This is a genomic window from Escherichia sp. WS547 (assembly GCF_046486065.1).
GTDB classification, from domain to species: Bacteria; Pseudomonadota; Gammaproteobacteria; order Enterobacterales; family Enterobacteriaceae; genus Escherichia; species Escherichia coli.
This window is the reverse complement of record NZ_JBJQMA010000001.1, coordinates 241,964-262,827: the sequence shown is the minus strand read 5'-3', so window position 1 is coordinate 262,827 and position 20,864 is coordinate 241,964. Positions and strand designations below refer to the sequence as shown.

Sequence of the window (20,864 nt, the reverse complement as noted above, 5' to 3'; positions counted from 1 at the left end):
TGACGATTTTGCGAAAAAGAGGTTTATCACTATGCGTAAGTCAGATGAATTTAAGGGAAAAAAATGTCAGCCAAAGTATGGGTTTTAGGGGATGCGGTCGTAGATCTCTTGCCAGAATCAGACGGGCGGCTACTGCCTTGTCCTGGCGGCGCGCCAGCTAACGTTGCGGTGGGAATCGCCAGATTAGGCGGAACAAGTGGGTTTATAGGTCGGGTCGGTGATGATCCTTTTGGTGCGTTAATGCAAAGAACGCTGCTAACTGAGGGTGTCGATATCACGTATCTGAAGCAAGATGAATGGCACCGGACATCCACGGTGCTTGTCGATCTGAACGATCAAGGAGAACGTTCATTTACGTTTATGGTCCGCCCCAGTGCCGATCTTTTTTTAGAGACGACAGACTTGCCCTGCTGGCGACATGGCGAATGGTTACATCTCTGTTCAATTGCGTTGTCTGCCGAGCCTTCGCGTACCAGCGCATTTACTGCGATGACGGCGATCCGGCATGCCGGAGGTTTTGTCAGCTTCGATCCCAATATTCGTGAAGATCTATGGCAAGACGAGCATTTGTTCCGCTTGTGTTTGCGGCAGGCGCTACAACTGGCGGATGTCGTCAAGCTCTCGGAAGAAGAATGGCGACTTATCAGTGGAAAAACACAGAACGATCGGGATATATGCGCGCTGGCAAAAGAGTATGAGATCGCCATGCTGTTGGTGACTAAAGGTGCAGAAGGGGTGGTGGTCTGTTATCGAGGACAAGTTCACCATTTTGCTGGAATGTCTGTGAATTGTGTCGATAGCACTGGGGCGGGAGATGCGTTCGTTGCCGGGTTACTCACAGGTCTGTCCTCTACGGGATTATCTACAGATGAGAGAGAAATGCGACGAATTATCAATCTCGCTCAACGTTGCGGAGCGCTTGCAGTAACAGCGAAAGGGGCAATGACAGCGCTGCCATGTCGACAAGAACTGGAAGGTGAGAAGTAAACGGCGAGGCCGCTCTTATCTCTAAATAGGACATGAATTTTTTAACGACAGGCAGGTAATTATGGCACTGAATATTCCATTCAGAAATGCGTACTATCGTTTTGCATCCAGTTACTCATTTCTCTTTTTTATTTCCTGGTCGCTGTGGTGGTCGTTATACGCTATTTGGCTGAAAGGACATCTAGGATTAACAGGGACGGAATTAGGTACACTTTATTCGGTCAACCAGTTTACCAGCATTCTATTTATGATGTTCTACGGCATCGTTCAGGATAAACTCGGTCTGAAGAAACCGCTCATCTGGTGTATGAGTTTCATTCTGGTCTTGACCGGACCGTTTATGATTTACGTTTATGAACCGTTACTGCAAAGCAATTTTTCTGTAGGTCTAATTCTGGGGGCGCTCTTTTTTGGCCTGGGGTATCTGGCGGGATGCGGTTTGCTTGACAGCTTCACCGAAAAAATGGCGCGAAATTTTCATTTCGAATATGGAACAGCGCGCGCCTGGGGATCTTTTGGCTATGCTATTGGCGCGTTCTTTGCCGGTATATTTTTTAGTATCAGTCCCCATATCAACTTCTGGTTGGTCTCGCTATTTGGCGCTGTATTTATGATGATCAACATGCGTTTTAAAGATAAGGATCACCAGTGCATAGCGGCGGATGCGGGAGGGGTAAAAAAAGAGGATTTTATCGCAGTTTTCAAGGATCGAAACTTCTGGGTTTTCGTCATATTTATTGTGGGGACGTGGTCTTTCTATAACATTTTTGATCAACAACTCTTTCCTGTCTTTTATGCAGGTTTATTCGAATCACACGATGTAGGAACGCGCCTGTATGGTTATCTCAACTCATTCCAGGTGGTACTCGAAGCGCTGTGCATGGCGATTATTCCTTTCTTTGTGAATCGGGTAGGGCCAAAAAATGCATTACTTATCGGTGTTGTGATTATGGCGTTGCGTATCCTTTCCTGCGCGTTGTTCGTTAACCCCTGGATTATTTCATTAGTGAAGCTGTTACATGCCATTGAGGTTCCACTTTGTGTCATATCCGTCTTCAAATACAGCGTGGCAAACTTTGATAAGCGCCTGTCGTCGACGATCTTTCTGATTGGTTTTCAAATTGCCAGTTCGCTTGGGATTGTGCTGCTTTCAACGCCGACTGGGATACTCTTTGACCACGCAGGCTACCAGACAGTTTTCTTCGCAATTTCGGGTATTGTCTGCCTGATGTTGCTATTTGGCATTTTCTTCCTGAGTAAAAAACGCGAGCAAATAGTTATGGAAACGCCTGTACCTTCAGCAATATAGACGTAAACTTTTTCCGGTTGTTGTCGATATCTCCATATCCCTCAACCGGAAAATAATAATACAAAAATGCTTAGCCCAACTAATAATCACCTAATCCAAACGCCTCATTCATGTTCTGGTACAGTCGCTCAAATGTACTCCGGATACGCGGTTCGCTGATTTCCAGGACATTGTCGTCATTCAGCGACCTGTCCCGAGTATCACGGGCCTGCGAATTCATCAAGGAATGCATTGCAGAGTGAAGTATCGAGTCACGCCATATTTCGCTATCAGGATTCTGTATGATGGTTACATCGCCCGGCCCAGGGCTGTTTAGTCATCAGCGCTTTCTGACAGTGCTGAGATTTCAACCTGTTGCAGTAAAAATGAGTAGATATAGGGCTAGTGTGCTGCCAAACCCATCTTTTACGGGGTGAAGGTAGATTTGGTTTGAAGGGTATCTGGTGTCCCCTGCAGGAATCGAACCTGCAATTAGCCCTTAGGAGGGGCTCGTTATATCCATTTAACTAAGAGGACAATGCGGCATGAGTATACCCGCTAATGGACTGCGGGGTAAGTACGCTGCCGCTCGATTGCTTAAACCCTCGCCATTTATGCCGGGTTTTTATCATTTTTCTTAATGTTTTCCGCACGTTCTGCTTTTTGGCGTGCTTCTGCTTTGCGCTTGTTGCTCATGTCGTTGCGGATCTGTGCATGACTCATTAACGCGAAGATAAAGGTGCCGCCGCAGATGTTCCCCGCTAAAGTAGGTAGTGCGAAGGGCCAGATGAAATCGCTCCAGTGCAGCGTACCGTTAAACACCAGATAGAGGATTTCAACAGAACCGACAACGATGTGAGTGGTGTCACCCAGGGCAATAAGCCAGGTCATCAATATAATCACCACAATCTTTGCCGCACCCGCTGCAGGAAACATCCATACCATAGTGGCGATCAGCCAGCCGGAAATGATCGCGTTGGCAAACATCTCGCTGGGGGTGTTCTTCATCACATCCATGCCGATTTTGACAAATGCATCGCGAGTTTCTTCATTGAAGATTGGCATATATTCAAATGCCCACGCCGCAATACCTGTCCCGAGAATATTACCCAGCAGCACGACGCCCCATAACCGCATAAGTAAGCCAACGTTGCTCATTGTCGGTTTTTGCATGACGGGTAGTACCGCAGTCACGGTGTTTTCGGTAAATAATTGCTGGCGGGCCATAATGACGATAATAAAACCAAAGGTATAACCGAGATTCTCCAGCAAGAAGCTGCCCGGCACGCCTTCCAGTTCGACATGAAATATCCCTTTTGCCAGTAGCGAAGCGCCCATCGACAGACCCGCCGCAATGGCTGACCACAGTAGTGCCATTGCGTCGCGTTCCAGCTCTTTTTCACCATCCTGGCGGATATGCTCATGAATTGCCATCGCCCGGGAGGGGAGTCGGTCTTCATCTATTTCTATTTTTTTGCCGCGCTCTTTTTCTTCGCTCTCAACTTCAATTTCGTCGCTGTGTTGATCAATTTTGTCGTTGTCCATGGTCTCTTCTCTTGAATTAGCACGTATAGCTAAAGCGTAGCGGCTTTTTTGCTCGCAACTGGCGGGAGTTACTCTGAAAATGTAGAAAAGGCCGCGTTTGCCTTTTTCTGTTTCTATAGAATCAAGTAGCCTACAGGGCGGCGATTACCAGGCTATGATCAAATCAGCAAATCAGGGCGTCTGGACATCAGTTGACGTGCTGTTACAATCGCCCACACCTAAACAGGCGGATACGGTATCGTTCCGTCATGGATGGCAAACTGCATAAGCCATAAAAAAACAGGGAGACATTTATGAAGCTTCGCCTGTCGGCGCTTGCTCTGGGAACTACGCTTCTGGTGGGGTGTGCGAGTTCCGGTACAGATCAGCAAGGGCGTTCTGACCCGTTAGAAGGGTTCAACCGCACCATGTACAACTTCAACTTCAATGTATTAGACCCGTATATTGTTCGACCGGTCGCTGTCGCCTGGCGTGATTATGTTCCGCAACCGGCGCGTAACGGTTTGAGCAACTTTACTGGCAACCTTGAAGAACCTGCGGTGATGGTTAACTACTTCTTGCAGGGCGACCCTTATCAGGGGATGGTCCACTTTACCCGCTTTTTCCTGAACACCATTTTGGGGATGGGCGGCTTTATTGATGTTGCAGGGATGGCGAACCCGAAACTGCAACGGACTGAACCTCACCGCTTCGGTAGTACGCTTGGTCATTATGGTGTGGGTTATGGGCCATACGTTCAGTTACCGTTCTACGGTAGCTTCACGCTGCGTGATGACGGTGGTGATATGGCGGATGGTCTTTACCCGGTTCTTTCCTGGCTGACCTGGCCGATGTCTGTGGGTAAATGGACGCTTGAAGGGATAGAAACTCGTGCGCAGTTGTTGGATTCCGATGGTCTGCTGCGTCAGTCGTCCGATCCTTATATTATGGTGCGCGAAGCGTACTTCCAGCGTCATGATTTCATCGCTAATGGCGGCGAACTCAAACCGCAGGAAAATCCGAACGCGCAAGCGATTCAGGATGATTTAAAAGATATCGATTCTGAATAAGAAACAAATAAAAAAGGTGAGTCACAAAACTCACCTTTTTTGTTGTTATCCCTCAATTACCCCAAGTAAAAGAAGATAAACCGACAATGACCTGGACATAATTATGTAAAAATACTGATGTTCGTCATTGTCTGTTTCCGATATTCAGACGTTGAAAAATCAAAAAAACTGGACAATTTTAATTATCATCAAAATTAACACCCAATGCAGATAGTTGATTAATTTCATTTTGATATTTAGCCTGGCGATTTTGAAGCCTTTTTTCAACTTTATCTTCGATTTCCTTAAAGTGGTCATATTTATTTTGAGAACGGTCAACTTCGTTATCGACTAAAGTAGAAATTATTTCTTTTACATTATCGCGTCTAAATTTTGCATCGTCCACTTGAAAATTATATCTTATTGCTCGACCTAAACGTTTAAAAACTTCGTTTGGCTCTCTCAGTCTTTCCCCGTTGAGCTCGTTTACAACCTGATGATCGGAACCTGTTGCAAATGATTCTGCCATGATAGCTTTACTGCTTTCAAACCACGCTGAAGCATTCCTGGCTTTTTCACTACAATATTGGGTGAGACTATCACCATTAATACGAATTCCTCTTTGAATGTGGTAGTCGTCCTGATCATAGTAACCGAGAGATAAGTAATCATTTCCGTTTTTATTTTTAATTACAATAGCGAGAGAATCGCCTTTTTTATCTTTACCGTACCAGGTAAATAAGTCCGTTGGTTCGCTTTTCCCATTCTCATCAAATTCCGTTATCGTATGTCTGAGTTTTTGTGATATCTTATCGAAGATAAAACCAGGATCTCCATCATATATTTCTTTTAATGCGCTGAAGATCATTTCCTTGTTATTGATATCATGAGTATTCTCTACTACATTTTCATGGATGATGGTTTGGCCGACTTTTTTGTTTTCATCGTTCGTAGGTGATTTTATTGGTTCTTGATTATAGATACCACTAGTAATATCGGCTGTATCATTGGAGTCAATAGCACCCTCATTACCACTAACAACGATACTACCATCAGTAAATTCAGCATTATTTATATCATCATGAGTCTTCTCAACTATGTTGTCATTAATGATAGTACGGGCGAGTTCTTTGTCTTTATAGCTCGCAAGTAATTTTATTGGTTCTTGGTTATCGATACCAATAGTAATATAGTCTGTATCATTGGAATCAATATTAATATAAGTAACTGAGGAATTATTAATATTAAATCTATCAGGATTGTCGTTTACTCGCATGGCGTTTTTTATAAGCTCAAGCAAATGTTTAATACAGGTGCTTATTCCTTCCTTACCATTAAAAAGGTTTTTGAACTCTTGTACTAATCCATTAACTTCATCATTGTTATTTTCATTGATGGATTCTGGGTAAGCTGCGCTGGTATTGTTGATTGAAATAGATGGTAGCATGATTTTATTCCATGTTGATTGATTTGTTACAAATATATATTACCTAATAAAATAGACTATCAAAAAACGCTCATTTATTTAGAGCCTATCTTTAATTTGAGTGTATGAGCGCACAATAGCCAGGGAGGTTGAGTATCCTGGAAATGCAGAAAAGTAAACTCTTTGAGAAGGACGAGCAGAACGCCTGAAAATATGCGTTTCCCTTCAGGTTTGTCTGTGGATACCACTTACTGATTTGAAAGGGCAAGCTGCCATCAGGCTGTTTGCAAAACTCAGGAGGCAAGCAATGAGGAAACTACTTTCGGTGAAGTGGGGGAGTTAAAGTCACCTGCATAGCTGGTGACTTTATCCAGGCGAACGCGTTATCAGAACGCGTAGTTAAAGTTAGTACCGAACAGCCAGGCTTTACCTTCAGACTCGAACTGGTATGGGCCTTCGTTAATTTTCACGCTCTGACCGTGCATATAAGAAACACCAACATCGACTGAAGCATCTTTATTAAATGCGTAAGTCGTACCTGCACTCAGCCAGAAACGGTCCTGGTCCGGAATGGAGATAGAACGATTCTGTGCCGGAACTGGGCTGTCATCAAAGGCGATACCGGTACGGAAGGTCCAGTTATCATCGTAGTAATAAGTGGTTCCCAACGCGATGCGGTAAGCATCTTTAAAGCCTTCATGTTTCTGGAACAGCGTGTCGCCACTCGTTGAGGTCGCTTTCAGCTGCTGGAACTGACTCCAGCTGGTGTAAGCCAGGCTATAGTGAATCGCCCACTGCGGATCAACACGGTTATAACCCGACACTTCCCACATTTCAGGCAGGTTCAGCGTCAGATAACCCGATTGCGTTGCGCCACCTGTCGCGGTAGGTATTGGTAAACCGTAGTTATTAAACGCACGATTAAGATCGCTGCTGTAGTTACCTTTGAAGTCAATTTTCACTTCAGAACGGTAGGTCAGTGCATAGCGGTTATTTTTATCCAGTTCATACAGGATACCGGCGTTCCAGCCAAAGCCCCACTGGTTACCGTTCAGATGAGCGATTTTGGTATTACTGTCGATACCGTTGGCGGTAGCTGCCAATGCTTGCCCTTGAGGAGTCTTCCCGGCAGGAGATTGCATGATCTGACCGGCAACCAGCTGCCCCAGATCGCCTGCGAAACGTTCAATCTTCGCGCGAGCGTAGACGGCGTTGAAACCAAGACCAAAGCTCCATGCATTATTTAAGCGATACGCACCGCTTAAGTTCAGGTTCATGGTTTCAAGGTCGGTTGTACCCCCGACAGAGCCGCCTGCATAAGTATCGTTAAACTCTGTTGCCAGGCCATAGTTAGAGGTAATAGAAGCGCCCCAACCAAATTGGTCGTTAATCGGTGCAACAAAGTGCATGTTCGGAACCCATGCCGTAGGCGCGATGTTATCGGCTTTCAGGCTACGATCAGATGGAGACGTTCCGCTGATATTTACATCCGGATCAATATAAACCGCACCCGCAGAAAATGTCGGGCGGTCAAACATGGTAATCAATGCGGGGTTACGGCTAACGTTACCTGCATCATCGGCAATTGCACCTTCCCCTGAATAAGCCCGGCCCAGGCCAGAGGAAGAAAATTCGTTTAACTGAAAGCCTGCCGACCAGGCCTGGGTGGAGATAAGTGCCACTGCGACTGCGAGAGCAGACTTTGTAAACAGGGTTTTCTGGCTCATGACCATAACCTCAATGATTTATTTTTATACAAACTATGTTACGTGCTGTAACAGGAGCGCGAAGTGTAGGGTCTGAGGTACATCTTAGAAATCAGACCAGTGGCGAGAGTATAGGTCGGACCAGCTGGAATGTTGCAAGTATGTTTCTATCTTTTTTCAAATATGATCTAAGAAACGCGATCCAGCTGGCAAAATTTGGAGGTGGCGCACTCATGGATTCGGGTGAATTTTGTTTTAGATCATTTTTAAGTGTGATTTCGGTCACTTATCCGATTTTGCAGAATTAACAACTGGAGCAGCACTTTCCGGAAGCGTAAAATATCCACAACGTTTATCTGGCACCTTGGGTGCACATACAGAGGAAATCAACGATGAGTAAATGTAGTGCTGATGAAACCCCGGTTTGCTGCTGTATGGATGTTGGCACCATTATGGACAACTCCGACTGCACCGCGTCTTACAGCCGCGTGTTTGCAAACCGCGCAGAAGCAGAACAAACGCTGGCGGCGCTGACTGAAAAAGCCCGTAGCGTGGAATCCGAACCGTGCAAAATCACCCCGACTTTCACTGAAGAGTCTGACGGTGTGCGCCTGGATATCGATTTCACTTTTGCCTGCGAAGCTGAAATGCTGATCTTCCAGCTGGGTCTGCGTTAATTCCTCTCGGGTACGTACGCCCCTGTCAGTTGTTGGCAGGGGCGTTTTATTTTCTCTTCTACTTTTCTCTCTGTGTCATAGCTCCCACTTTCCCTTTTCTCCACTTGGCTAAATGTAAAAAAATAGTTAAGACTATGATCAGGTCAGACCACTTTATTTATTATTTTACAGGGGAGTGTTATGGGTCAGGTTTTACCGCTGGTTACCCGCCAGGGCGATCGTATCGCCATTGTTAGCGGTTTACGTACGCCTTTTGCCCGCCAGGCGACGGCTTTTCATGGCATTCCCGCGGTTGATTTAGGGAAGATGGTGGTAGGCGAACTGCTGGCACGCAGCGAGATCCCCGCCGAAGTGATTGAACAACTGGTTTTTGGTCAGGTCGTACAAATGCCGGAAGCCCCCAACATTGCGCGTGAAATTGTTCTCGGCACCGGAATGAATGTGCATACCGATGCTTACAGCGTCAGCCGCGCTTGCGCTACCAGTTTCCAGGCGATTGCAAACGTCGCAGAAAGCCTGATGGCGGGAACTATTCGCGCGGGGATTGCCGGTGGGGCCGATTCCTCTTCCGTATTGCCAATTGGCGTCAGTAAAAAACTGGCGCGCGTGCTGGTTGATGTCAACAAAGCTCGAACCATGAGCCAGCGCCTGAAACTCTTCTCTCGCCTGCGTTTGCGCGACTTAATGCCGGTGCCTCCGGCAGTGGCGGAATACTCTACTGGCTTACGGATGGGCGACACCGCTGAACAAATGGCGAAAACCTACGGTATTACTCGCGAACAGCAAGATGCATTAGCGCACCGTTCGCATCAGCGAGCCGCTCAGGCGTGGTCAGACGGTAAACTCAAAGAAGAGGTGATGACTGCCTTTATCCCTCCTTATAAACAACCGCTTGTCGAAGACAACAATATTCGCGGTAATTCCTCGCTTGCCGATTACGCAAAGCTGCGCCCGGCGTTTGATCGCAAACACGGAACGGTAACGGCGGCAAACAGTACGCCGCTGACCGATGGCGCGGCAGCGGTGATCCTGATGACTGAATCCCGGGCGAAAGAATTAGGGCTGGTACCGCTGGGGTATCTGCGCAGTTACGCATTTACTGCGATAGATGTCTGGCAGGACATGTTGCTCGGTCCGGCCTGGTCAACGCCGCTGGCGCTGGAACGTGCCGGTTTGACAATGAGCGATCTGACATTGATCGATATGCACGAAGCCTTTGCAGCTCAGACACTGGCGAATATTCAGTTGCTGGGTAGCGAACGTTTTGCTCGTGATGTACTGGGGCGTGCACATGCCACTGGCGAAGTGGACGATAGCAAATTTAACGTGCTTGGCGGTTCGATTGCTTACGGGCATCCCTTCGCGGCGACCGGCGCGCGGATGATTACCCAGACATTGCATGAACTTCGGCGTCGCGGCGGTGGATTTGGATTAGTGACCGCCTGTGCTGCGGGTGGGCTTGGCGCGGCAATGGTTGTGGAGGCGGAATAATGGAAATGGCATCAGCGTTTACCCTTAATGTCCGTCTGGACAACATTGCTGTTATCACCATCGACGTACCGGGTGAGAAAATGAATACCCTGAAGGCGGAGTTTGCCTCGCAGGTGCGCGCCATTATTAAGCAACTCCGTGAAAACAAAGAGTTGCGCGGCGTGGTGTTTATCTCCGCGAAACCAGACAACTTCATTGCTGGCGCAGACATCAACATGATCGCCAACTGCAAAACGGCGCAAGAAGCGGAAGCACTGGCGCGGCAGGGTCAACAGTTAATGGCGGAGATTCATGCTTTGCCCGTTCCGGTTATCGCGGCTATTCATGGCGCTTGCCTGGGCGGTGGGCTGGAGTTGGCGCTGGCGTGCCACGGTCGCATGTGTACTGACGATCCTAAAACGGTGCTCGGTTTGCCTGAAGTACAACTTGGATTATTACCCGGTTCAGGCGGCACCCAGCGTTTACCGCGTCTGATAGGCGTCAGCACAGCATTAGAGATGATCCTCACCGGAAAACAACTTCGGGCGAAACAGGCATTAAAGCTGGGGCTGGTGGATGACGTCGTTCCGCAATCCATTTTACTGGAAGCCGCTGTTGAGCTGGCAAAGCAGGATCGTCCATCTTCACGCCCTCTACCTGTACGCGAGCGTATTCTGGCGGGGCCGTTAGGTCGTGCGCTGCTGTTCAAAATGGTCGGCAAGAAAACAGAACACAAAACTCAGGGTAACTATCCGGCGACAGAACGCATCCTGGAGGTTGTCGAAACGGGATTAGCGCAAGGCACCAGTAGCGGCTATGACGCTGAAGCCCGTGCTTTTGGCGAACTGGCGATGACGCCGCAATCGCAGGCGCTGCGTAGTATCTTTTTTGCCAGTACGGAAGTGAAGAAAGATCCTGGCAGTGATGCGCCGCCTGCGCCATTAAACAGCGTGGGAATTTTAGGTGGTGGCTTGATGGGCGGCGGTATTGCTTACGTCACTGCTTGTAAAGCGGGGCTTCCGGTCAGAATTAAAGATATCAACCCGCAGGGCATAAATCATGCGCTGAAGTACAGTTGGGATCAGCTGGAGGGCAAAGTTCGCCGTCGTCATCTCAAAGCCAGCGAACGTGACAGACAGCTGGCATTAATCTCCGGAACGACGGACTATCGCGGCTTTGCCCATCGCGATCTGATTATTGAAGCGGTGTTTGAAAATCTCGAATTAAAACAACAAATGGTGGCGGAAGTTGAGCAAAATTGCGCCGCTCATACCATCTTTGCTTCGAATACGTCATCTTTACCGATTGGTGATATCGCCGCTCACGCTACGCGACCTGAGCAAGTTATTGGCCTGCATTTCTTCAGTCCGGTGGAAAAAATGCCGCTGGTGGAGATTATTCCTCATGCGGGGACATCGGCGCAAACCATCGCTACCACAGTAAAACTGGCGAAAAAACAGGGTAAAACGCCCATTGTCGTGCGTGACAAAGCCGGGTTTTACGTCAATCGCATTTTAGCGCCTTACATTAATGAAGCTATCCGCATGTTGACCGAAGGTGAACGGGTAGAGCACATTGATGCCGCGCTGGTGAAATTTGGTTTTCCGGTAGGCCCAATCCAACTTTTGGATGAGGTAGGAATCGACACCGGGACTAAAATTATTCCTGTACTGGAAGCCGCTTATGGAGAACGTTTTAGCGCGCCTGCAAATGTTGTTTCTTCAATTTTGAACGACGATCGCAAAGGCAGAAAAAATGGTCGGGGTTTCTATCTTTATGGTCAGAAAGGGCGTAAAAGCAAAAAACAGGTCGATCCCGCCATTTACCCGCTGATTGGCACACAAGGGCAGGGGCGACTCTCCGCACCGCAGGTAGCTGAACGGTGTGTGATGTTGATGCTGAATGAAGCAGTACGTTGTCTGGACGAGCAGGTTATCCGTAGCGTGCGTGACGGAGATATTGGCGCGGTATTTGGCATTGGTTTTCCGCCATTTCTCGGTGGTCCGTTCCGCTACATCGATTCTCTCGGTGCGGGTGAAGTGGTTGCAATAATGCAACGACTGGCCACGCAGTATGGTTCCCGTTTTACCCCTTGCGAGCGTTTAGTCGAGATGAGCAAGCGTGGGGAAAGTTTTTGGAAAACAACTGCAACTGACCTGCAATAAGAAGGTCAAAGCTATATGAATCCGCGCTGAATGGCGGAGTGTTGCTCAAAATGTAAACGCATATTGACTATACTTACGCCATTGAGGTAAAAAACAGCGTTTCATTCGGTGAATGGATAAGGCACAATGCCGGCCACCGTTTTCTTTCTCTGGTTTCAGATGAAAGAAAACGGGCGAATCTGGTTAACAAAAGCGGTGCAATATGCAAGTTTTTATCATGCGTCACGGCGACGCAGCCCTCGATGCCGCCAGTGATTCGGTTCGTCCTCTGACTACTAACGGTTGTGACGAATCTCGCCTGATGGCGAACTGGCTGAAAGGTCAAAAAGTGGAAATCGAACGCGTTCTGGTGAGCCCGTTCCTGCGAGCCGAGCAAACACTGGAAGAAGTAGGGGATTGTCTGAACCTGCCTTCCAGTGCAGAAGTTCTGCCGGAGTTAACGCCCTGCGGCGATGTTGGTCTGGTCAGTGCCTATTTACAGGCGTTGACCAATGAAGGTGTTGCTTCGGTACTGGTGATCTCCCACTTACCCTTAGTCGGGTATCTGGTTGCTGAGTTATGTCCGGGCGAAACGCCGCCTATGTTTACCACCTCGGCCATTGCCAGCGTAACGCTTGATGAAAGCGGAAACGGCACATTCAACTGGCAGATGAGCCCGTGTAATCTGAAGATGGCAAAAGCGATTTAATACGCATGCACAAGGCCCGCTGGTGTAATCTATCGGGCCTTTATTTTTTTCTGGCAATGTTGAATTTATGCAATCTTATTGTACTAACAATGATCCGCTTGTGATCGAATGGTCTTTATTTTATACGGCATGACGCTTTTATTTGTAAAAATTTACATATTGAAAGAGAATTTACTTTTATTCATAAATTATTTTTCTGGAAGCATTTTTAGGTAAATAATGACTAAAGTGAAAAATATTATTGGGTCTTGATTTTATATTAATTATAGTGTTTTAATATTATATCGTTGCGAAATTAATATCACAAGATAGTCATTGCCATGTGATTGTTTTTGACTTTGATTTATTCACTGAGTTTTTGCATTTGCCGTTTTTTTGAACTCATTCTTCATAACTGAGATGAAAAATTTCAGTAATTATTATCCCCGTCCATTAATTAAGTATTTCTAACTTTGAATGTTAGAAAATTTAAATTGCATCAGTCATATTAAAATATCAACATGTTCGGCACGCCAAAGAATATTATATCAAGGAACCTGTTTTTTCAGGAGCTGAAAATCTGTTCATTGGCTGCTTAAAAGTCGCTGTAAAAATTGAAGAAGCTCTACGTCAATATTTCAGTTGGCTTATATTCTAATTATTTATGATTTAAGGACAAATAATGAGTAAGTTTGTAAAAGCAGCAGTTGCCACGGCAATGCTCATGGGGGCGCTGACTTCAGCATCAGTCGTTGCCGCAGGGAACAACGGTACAGTGAGATTTTACGGCACAATTGAAGACTCCCCGTGCTCAATTGTTCCTGACGATCATAAACTGGAAGTGGATATGGGCAGCATCGGTACGGGTTCTTTAACCGGCGGCAAAACAACCACACCAAAAGATTTCCAGATTCGTTTACAGGACTGTAATTTCAATACAGAAACGACAATGGCTACCACATTCACCGGTAATCCGTACTCCACTAACGCAGATAACTATTCTCTGTCTAACATGGATAATGGAACTGAAATTCCAAACGTTAGCCTGGTTATCGGTGACCAGCACGGTACAGGTTATGCACTGGGAGCAGAGATTAAGCAACCTATCGTGAAGGACAGTTCAACGGGAAAAGGCAAGCCTAAACAAACTCTGAACTTTAAAGCATGGTTAGTGGGTGAAACGGATGCTGTAACACCAACACCGGCACCGTTTGAAACGCTGACGACGTTCCAGATCACGTATCTCTAATGTATTTCCCCCATAGCTGCAAAGTTATGGGGTTTATAACTACCAAATAACTAAATTATAAAAAATCATGGATGGATACGCCGATGCCAGAACATTCTTTTCTCCGTTTACGGGGGCTTTCGTGGTGGATTGCTCTGGCAATTTCTGGAAGTCCATTTAATGCCCTGGCAGACGATACCATTCAGTTTGATGGCCGATTTCTTGATTTAAAAGGCAATACCAAAATTGATTTGGGCCGTTTTTCGCAAAAAGGCTATGTAGAACCGGGAAAATATAACTTACGCGTTCATGTAAATAATCAGCCGTTACCTGACGACTACGATATCTACTGGTACGCAACTGAAAACGATCCGAATAAATCATATGCCTGCTTATCGCCAGAGCTGGTTGCCCAGTTTGGTCTGAAGGAAGATATTGCAAAGAATTTGCAATGGATCCGCGATGGTCAGTGTCTGAATACGGCACTTTTAGCAGGTACAGAAATTAGCGGCGATTTAGGCCAGTCTGCACTCCTTGTTTCTGTACCGCAGGCTTATCTGGAATATACCGACAGCGAGTGGGATCCGCCTTCGCGCTGGGATGACGGTATCCCTGGGCTTATTGCCGATTACAGTATCAACGCGCAAACCCGGCATGAAAATGGGGGTGATGACACTAACGACATCAGCGGTAATGGTACGGTCGGCGTTAACGTTGGGCCGTGGCGCTTACGAGCTGACTGGCAGAGCGATTATCAGCATACCCGCAGTAACGATGACGGCGACACTGACGATAGCGGTACGCAAAAAAACTGGGAGTGGAGTCGTTACTACGCCTGGCGCGCCTTGTCGTCATTAAAAGCCAAACTTTCGCTGGGCGAAGATTATCTCAACTCCGATATTTTTGATGGCTTCAGTTACATTGGCGGCAGCATCAGTACCGATGATCAAATGTTACCGCCAAACCTGCGCGGCTACGCCCCCGATATTTCAGGTGTTGCACACACTACCGCTAAAGTGACCGTAACCCAAATGGGCCGTGTCATTTACGAAACCCAGGTACCCGCAGGTCCATTCCGCATCCAGGATATTGGCGATTCCGTCTCTGGCACGCTGCATGTCCGCATTGAAGAACAAAACGGCCAGGTACAGGAATACGACGTCAGCACGGCGTCCATGCCGTTCCTGACTCGCCCCGGCCAGGTGCGTTACAAAGTGACAATGGGGCGTCCACAAAACTGGGACCATCAGGTTGCAGGTAGCTTCTTCTCGGGCGGCGAGGCATCCTGGGGGATTGCCAATGGCTGGTCGCTCTACGGCGGTGCGTTAGCCGATGAAAACTACCAGTCGGCGGCGCTGGGCCTCGGTCGTGACCTGGCGCTGCTAGGCGCGTTAGCGTTTGATGTCACTCACTCTCGTGTTCAACTCGACGATAACAGCGTGTATGGCAACAAAACGCTGGACGGCAACTCTTATCGCGTCAGCTATGCCAAAGATTTTGATGAACTCAACAGTCGGGTGACGTTTGCTGGATACCGCTTCTCTGAAAAAAACTACATGACCATGAGCGAGTATCTGGATGCGAACGACGACGACCGGGCGCGCACCGGTAACGACAAAGAGATGTATACGGTCACCTATAACCAGAACTTCACGGATGCGCGCGTTTCGGTCTATCTCAACTATTCCCACCATACCTACTGGGATCGCCAGGATCAGACCAACTACAACATGATGCTTTCTCATTATTTTAATTTAGGAAGCCTTCGCAACCTGAGCGTTTCTCTGACCGGTTATCGCTACGAATACGATAAAAGTGCTGACAAGGGTGTTTATCTGTCCTTAAGTTTGCCGTGGGGCGACAACAGCACCATCAGTTACAACGGCAACTATGGCAGCGGTGCCGACAGCAATCAGGTGAGTCTGTATCACCGCATTGATGACGCCAGCCACTACACGTTAAGCGCCGGAACCAGCGAAAACCACAGCAGCGTGGATGGCTACTACAGCCACGATGGTACTCTGGCAAAAGTGGATCTCAGTGCCAACTACCATGAAGGGCAATACACCTCAGCAGGGATCTCTTTACAGGGCGGGGCAACGCTGACCGCTCATGGCGGGGCACTGCATCGTACACAAAACATGGGCGGTACACGTCTGTTAATCGACGCTGATGGCGTTGCTAATGTGCCGGTTGAAGGTAATGGTTCCGCCGTTTATACCAACATGTTCGGCAAAGCGGTGGTGGCAGATGTTAATGATTACTACCGCAACCAGGCTTATATCGATTTGAACAAACTGCCGGAAAACGCTGAAGCTACAAAATCAGTGGTTCAGGCAACGCTGACGGAAGGCGCTATTGGCTACCGTAAATTTGCGGTAATCAGCGGTGAGAAGGCGATGGCAGTGCTGCGCTTGCAGGATGGCAGCCATCCGCCATTTGGGGCGGAAGTGAAAAACGATAATCAACAACAAGTAGGGTTGGTTGATGACGAAGGTAATGTTTATCTGGCAGGCGTTAAACCGGGTGAACATATGACCGTTTTCTGGGAGGGTGAATCTCACTGCGATATCAGCCTGCCAGACCCGTTACCGAATGACCTGTTCAATGGCTTGTTGTTGCCATGCCAGCAAAAGGGGGGAAGTTCTCCCGTCATACCGCATGATATTCAACCCGTCATTCAGGAGCAGACACAACAGGTGACACCAATGGAACCGCCGATGTCTGTTTCATCGAACCAATAACGTGATTAAGGAATGATCCATGACTAAATATCTCTCTGCCAAAACATTGACAACGGTACTGTCGTTACTGGCAGCAACGGTAAGTTTTTCTACCCAGGCGTCAGTAACGCCCGATCGTACTCGCCTGATTTTTAATGAAAGCGATAAATCTATCAGTGTGACGCTGCGTAATAACGACCCCAAACTGCCTTATCTGGCGCAAAGCTGGATTGAAGATGAAAAGGGCGTCAAGATCAGCTCGCCGCTGGCGGTATTGCCGCCTGTACAGCGCATTGAAGCAATGATGAATGGCCAGGTTAAAATTCAGGGCCTGCCGGATATTCATAAATTACCTGCCGATCGGGAATCGATGTTCTATTTCAACGTGCGCGAAATTCCGCCGAAATCGAACAAATCCAACACGCTACAAATCGCTCTTCAGACGCGTATCAAACTTTTCTGGCGACCGAAAGCTCTGGAAAAAAACACCACGCAAAACCCGTGGCAGCATAAAGTGACCTTAACCCGCAACGGTCAGGAATTTACTGTCAATAACCCGACGCCGTATTACGTCATTTTCAGTAATGCCAGCGCACAGAAAAATGGCAATCCGGCAGCCGGTTTCTCGCCAATAGTGATGTCGCCGAAAACCTCTGCACCGCTGAATGTGAAGATGGGGAGTGTGCCGGTACTGACCTATGTCAACGACTATGGCGCTCGGATGCCGCTCTTTTTCACCTGCAACGGTAACAGTTGCCAGGTTGATGAAGAGCAGAGCCGCAAAGGCTGAGGCCGGGAGTGTGAGATGAAACGACTACTTTTGGCCGGGCTGGGAGGAGTGCTGCTTACGGGCAGTGCTCTTGCCGGTGAAACGAAAAGTGTGCCATTGACATTGCGCGTACTGGTAGACCCACCACCTCCTTGTACCGTAAAAGGCAGTAACGTCGATTTTGGTGATGTGATCATCAAAAAAATCAATGGTACTGAATATCGCAAAGATGCAGGTTATACCCTGAACTGTGCCAATAGCCTGAGCGATGACCTTCAGATGCAGTTTAAGGGCACAACCACCACGATCAATGGCGAAACGGTGTTAAGCACGGGAATTACCGGGTTTGGCATTCGTATTGAAAATGCAGCAGATAACTCTCTGTTTGCGATTGGCGACAATACCTGGACTCCATTTAGCGTCAGTAGCCAGCCACAACTAAAAGCAGTGCCAGTCAAACAGAATGGCGTGACGCTGACAGGCGCACAGTTTAACGCCAGCATGACAATGGTGGTGGATTACCAATGAAACGACTCTCGTTAATTTTATTATCCGCTTTTTGCACCATAACGCATGCCGCACCGGAAGATATCACCTTCACGGGTACGCTGATCGAACCTCCGGTCTGCACCGTCAGCAATGGTGATGATATTGAGATCCAGTTTATCGACGTCATTATCGACAATATTGACGGGGTTAATTACCGCAAAGATGTTCCGTACCAGATAACGTGTGACCCTGATATTACCGATGACGCCTGGGTAATGACGCTAACCTGGACCGGTACACAGACCAACTATAACGATGCGGCGATTCAGACGGATGTCACGGGATTAGGGATTGAACTCCAGCAAAACGGTCAGCCCTTTAAGCTGAATACCCCGCTTAACGTGACACCCGCCAACCTGCCGAAGTTGAAGGCCGCACCTGTAAAAGCTTCCGATGCCACGCTGACTGACGGTAACTTTTCCGCTTACGCCACATTGCAGGTGGATTATCAATGAACAAACTGAAGAAATATCAATGTATCAGGGTGCAAACCTTTCTGTTGGGCGGTGTGCTGGTGCTGGCGAGTCATTCAGCACTGGCAGCTAATAATTTGCATTTTTACGGCAACCTGATGAGCAAAACCTGTACTCCGGTGGAACAGGCTGGAACGTTGGCAGAGGTACAGTTTGCGAATATTAGCCACAAAGATTTGATGGTGCGCGGTCAGTCCGATCGTGTACCGGTGGTTTTTCGCCTGAAAGATTGCCGTGGGCCAGCGCAGTACAGCGTAAAAGTTACTCTGACCGGAACAGAAGACAGTGGGCAACCGGGATTTCTGGCTCTGGATGATACCTCTGGTGCACAGGGCGTAGGCATTGGTATGGAAACTACTGATGGTACTGCTGTTGCTATTAATAACACGACGGGAGTGACCTTTGTGCTGAATGATGGCAATAACAGTCTTAATTTCAGAGCATGGTTACAGGCAAAAGAGGGGCGTGATGTAACACCTGGTAATTTTACCGCCCAGTTAACCGCAACGTTTGAGTATATTTAAGATGAAAATAATGCGCTGGATTTTGGGCCTGCTGATATCACTTTTCTTCAGTACAGCAGTTCAGGCGAATGTCATTGTTGCAACAATGTATACACCGATAGGGTATGCAAGCTATTCTACGAAGATAACTTATTATCTTGATGTTCTTACCCCCGATAGCGTCAATCACGGTGTTTATGAGACACCAAATAACACCGGTTTAATCACTGGATGGATACCTTTGAAAAGCTGGACGGGACCTGGCCCTGCACCATCATTAAAAGTCATATCGATGACAGCGATATCACAATCATCTTGTCCGGGGCTTGCAGAGTATGACAGCCGTGCGCAAAGGACGATGTGGACTTGTTATGAAATACGAATGGAAGTCTGGAAGGAAGACTCCAGCGTTCATGGCTGCCCGTGGCTGGTATCGACACATGCAGATAGCATTGATCTTATTGATCCTGCTCCGGGAACCTATTCCGGACGCACAGTCAGTAACTCTTCTTGTCCACCTATACCGTTAGGGCCTTATGATGTCTCCTGGAATGAAAGTCGGGTTGTGCATGATAAGACGTTAGCGCTCCAGTCTACCGGCGGGATAATTGAAAAAACGCTCTCCACCTACCTGATGAAAGACGGCAAACTGTGTGACGGCAGCAAATTTGGTGATACTGACGATCGTGGTGCTTATTGTCGTTGGGTGTCGCAGATGCTCACCTTCACCTCATCGGGCTGTGACAATGCCAAAGTGACGGTAACACCAAATCGTCACCCCATTACCGACAAAGAGCTTCATGATATGGTGCTTCGCGTGGATACCACCTCGCGGCAACCTATTGATTCTACCTGTCGATTCCAGTACGTACTGAATATGCTGTAGTAGCTCGTCGTTGTGCACTGATGCCTGATGCGACGCTGAAGCGTCTTATCAGGCATTCGATGCCAGCATTCACGGTAATTCCGGCGGCAACCACTCATCCACTTCAATCAACACCAGCAATGCCGCATCACCACCGTACTCTTTTGGTGCCTGGTGAAATGCCATCACATGCGGATGTTGCGCCAGCCACAGCGGCGTTTGCTGCTTCAAAATATGCTTCCCATGACCATGCATCACGCAGGCACAAAACACATGTTCGCGGCGACAGGCGGCAATCAATGCGCCTAACTCCTGCTTGGCTTGCAGCTGCGTCAAACCGTGCAAATCCAAAAACAGCTCCGGTGAATAATCGCCACGGCGTAACTTCTTCGCCTCAAAATGGCTTACATCCGGGCGAACATATTTCACCGGACCTTCGGTATTCAATAACGGCTGAAATTCATCGGAAAAATAATGGCTGGCATCGGCCTGCTCCTGAATCAACCGTTTCACCGGCACTTCGCTGATTTTCTTACGCTGCGGTCGGTGGACAATCGTGTCCTGCTTAATCTTGCGAGTCCCCGCCATCAACTGGCGAAACAGAGCCTGGTCCTCCTCGCTAAGTGTTGTTTTCTTTTTCATTTATCTGTCTCTATTTCTAATTTTCCTACAGTTTACCCGACTCGTAGCGCAATCGATCGTTTTAAACGTATTTTTCCTCACTCACCGCGCGTGAATGCTGATTTATCGTCATCTTCATGGCAAACTAGCCGCCGAAATTATTGCGATCATGCC

At 47.7% G+C, this 20,864-nt stretch carries 19 protein-coding genes and 1 tRNA gene; 14 read left to right on the top strand and 6 right to left on the bottom strand.

The window, feature by feature from the left end:
- Positions 1-63: 63 nt before the first annotated feature.
- Together ACJHWK_RS01165 and ACJHWK_RS01160 are read left to right on the top strand one after the other, a co-directional pair.
- On the top strand, positions 64-987 hold the full coding sequence (locus ACJHWK_RS01165) for an aminoimidazole riboside kinase (protein ID WP_001520959.1): 924 nt from the start codon (positions 64-66) through the stop codon (positions 985-987).
- Between the two features lie 61 nt (positions 988-1,048).
- Positions 1,049-2,296 (top strand): MFS transporter, encoded by a 1,248-nt coding sequence (locus ACJHWK_RS01160; RefSeq protein ID WP_001197021.1) that lies wholly within the window; start codon positions 1,049-1,051, stop codon positions 2,294-2,296.
- Between the two features lie 79 nt (positions 2,297-2,375).
- Here the strand turns inward: ACJHWK_RS01160 and ACJHWK_RS01155 are convergent, their stop codons facing one another.
- The 3 genes from ACJHWK_RS01155 to ACJHWK_RS01145 all read right to left on the bottom strand — a co-directional run bounded on the left by ACJHWK_RS01155 (position 2,376) and on the right by ACJHWK_RS01145 (position 3,820).
- Complete coding sequence (locus tag ACJHWK_RS01155) at positions 2,376-2,558, bottom strand: DUF4942 domain-containing protein (protein WP_223362157.1); 183 nt, start codon at positions 2,556-2,558, stop codon at positions 2,376-2,378.
- A 179-nt stretch (positions 2,559-2,737) separates the two neighbouring features.
- A tRNA-Arg gene (locus ACJHWK_RS01150) sits at positions 2,738-2,812 on the bottom strand.
- A gap of 75 nt (positions 2,813-2,887) precedes the next feature.
- On the bottom strand, positions 2,888-3,820 hold the full coding sequence (locus ACJHWK_RS01145) for a formate/nitrite transporter family protein (RefSeq protein ID WP_000368131.1): 933 nt from the start codon (positions 3,818-3,820) through the stop codon (positions 2,888-2,890).
- 293 nt (positions 3,821-4,113) lie between these two features.
- On the opposite strand from ACJHWK_RS01145, the gene mlaA reads away from it, so the two are divergent.
- Positions 4,114-4,869: a phospholipid-binding lipoprotein MlaA gene (gene mlaA / locus ACJHWK_RS01140; protein WP_000776768.1), complete on the top strand. Its 756-nt coding sequence runs from the start codon at positions 4,114-4,116 to the stop codon at positions 4,867-4,869.
- Between the two features lie 178 nt (positions 4,870-5,047).
- Here the strand turns inward: mlaA and ACJHWK_RS01135 are convergent, their stop codons facing one another.
- Entirely contained in the window at positions 5,048-6,295 is a 1,248-nt protein-coding gene (locus tag ACJHWK_RS01135) for a hypothetical protein (RefSeq protein WP_001520954.1), read from the bottom strand.
- A gap of 365 nt (positions 6,296-6,660) precedes the next feature.
- Positions 6,661-8,001, bottom strand: coding sequence for a long-chain fatty acid transporter FadL (fadL, locus tag ACJHWK_RS01130; protein WP_001520953.1), 1,341 nt, complete (start codon positions 7,999-8,001; stop codon positions 6,661-6,663).
- Positions 8,002-8,372: 371 nt separating this feature from the next.
- Here fadL and ACJHWK_RS01125 point away from each other — a divergent pair, with 371 nt between their 5' ends.
- The 11 genes from ACJHWK_RS01125 to ACJHWK_RS01075 all read left to right on the top strand — a co-directional run bounded on the left by ACJHWK_RS01125 (position 8,373) and on the right by ACJHWK_RS01075 (position 20,090).
- Positions 8,373-8,657: a YfcZ/YiiS family protein gene (locus ACJHWK_RS01125; protein WP_001296261.1), complete on the top strand. Its 285-nt coding sequence runs from the start codon at positions 8,373-8,375 to the stop codon at positions 8,655-8,657.
- Positions 8,658-8,837: 180 nt separating this feature from the next.
- Entirely contained in the window at positions 8,838-10,148 is a 1,311-nt protein-coding gene (fadI, locus tag ACJHWK_RS01120) for an acetyl-CoA C-acyltransferase FadI (protein ID WP_000531924.1), read from the top strand.
- Positions 10,148-12,292, top strand: coding sequence for a fatty acid oxidation complex subunit alpha FadJ (fadJ, locus tag ACJHWK_RS01115; protein WP_000425037.1), 2,145 nt, complete (start codon positions 10,148-10,150; stop codon positions 12,290-12,292). Before fadI ends, fadJ begins: the two co-directional genes overlap by 1 nt.
- A 202-nt stretch (positions 12,293-12,494) precedes the next feature.
- Positions 12,495-12,980, top strand: a complete 486-nt coding sequence (sixA, locus tag ACJHWK_RS01110) for a phosphohistidine phosphatase SixA (RefSeq protein ID WP_001195819.1) — start codon at positions 12,495-12,497, stop codon at positions 12,978-12,980.
- Positions 12,981-13,641: 661 nt separating this feature from the next.
- Complete coding sequence (locus tag ACJHWK_RS01105; protein ID WP_000033306.1) at positions 13,642-14,208, top strand: fimbrial protein; 567 nt, start codon at positions 13,642-13,644, stop codon at positions 14,206-14,208.
- A gap of 83 nt (positions 14,209-14,291) precedes the next feature.
- A complete protein-coding gene (locus tag ACJHWK_RS01100; protein ID WP_410234789.1) occupies positions 14,292-16,931 on the top strand; it encodes a fimbrial biogenesis outer membrane usher protein in 2,640 nt (879 codons plus the stop codon).
- A gap of 19 nt (positions 16,932-16,950) precedes the next feature.
- A complete protein-coding gene (locus ACJHWK_RS01095) occupies positions 16,951-17,700 on the top strand; it encodes a fimbria/pilus periplasmic chaperone (RefSeq protein ID WP_000170521.1) in 750 nt (249 codons plus the stop codon).
- 15 nt (positions 17,701-17,715) lie between these two features.
- Positions 17,716-18,207, top strand: coding sequence for a fimbrial protein (locus ACJHWK_RS01090; RefSeq protein ID WP_000826023.1), 492 nt, complete (start codon positions 17,716-17,718; stop codon positions 18,205-18,207).
- Positions 18,204-18,683 (top strand): fimbrial protein, encoded by a 480-nt coding sequence (locus ACJHWK_RS01085; protein ID WP_000826833.1) that lies wholly within the window; start codon positions 18,204-18,206, stop codon positions 18,681-18,683. Before ACJHWK_RS01090 ends, ACJHWK_RS01085 begins: the two co-directional genes overlap by 4 nt.
- Positions 18,680-19,225 carry a fimbrial protein gene (locus tag ACJHWK_RS01080; RefSeq protein ID WP_001037531.1) on the top strand — a complete coding sequence of 182 codons (546 nt, stop codon included), beginning with the start codon at positions 18,680-18,682 and terminating at the stop codon, positions 19,223-19,225. Before ACJHWK_RS01085 ends, ACJHWK_RS01080 begins: the two co-directional genes overlap by 4 nt.
- Before the next feature lies 1 nt (position 19,226).
- Positions 19,227-20,090, top strand: a complete 864-nt coding sequence (locus ACJHWK_RS01075) for a StfH/YfcO family fimbrial adhesin (RefSeq protein WP_001520950.1) — start codon at positions 19,227-19,229, stop codon at positions 20,088-20,090.
- A gap of 69 nt (positions 20,091-20,159) precedes the next feature.
- Here ACJHWK_RS01075 and smrB read toward each other — a convergent pair whose 3' ends face one another.
- A complete protein-coding gene (smrB, locus tag ACJHWK_RS01070) occupies positions 20,160-20,711 on the bottom strand; it encodes an endonuclease SmrB (protein ID WP_000730805.1) in 552 nt (183 codons plus the stop codon).
- Between the last annotated feature and the right edge of the window lie 153 nt (positions 20,712-20,864).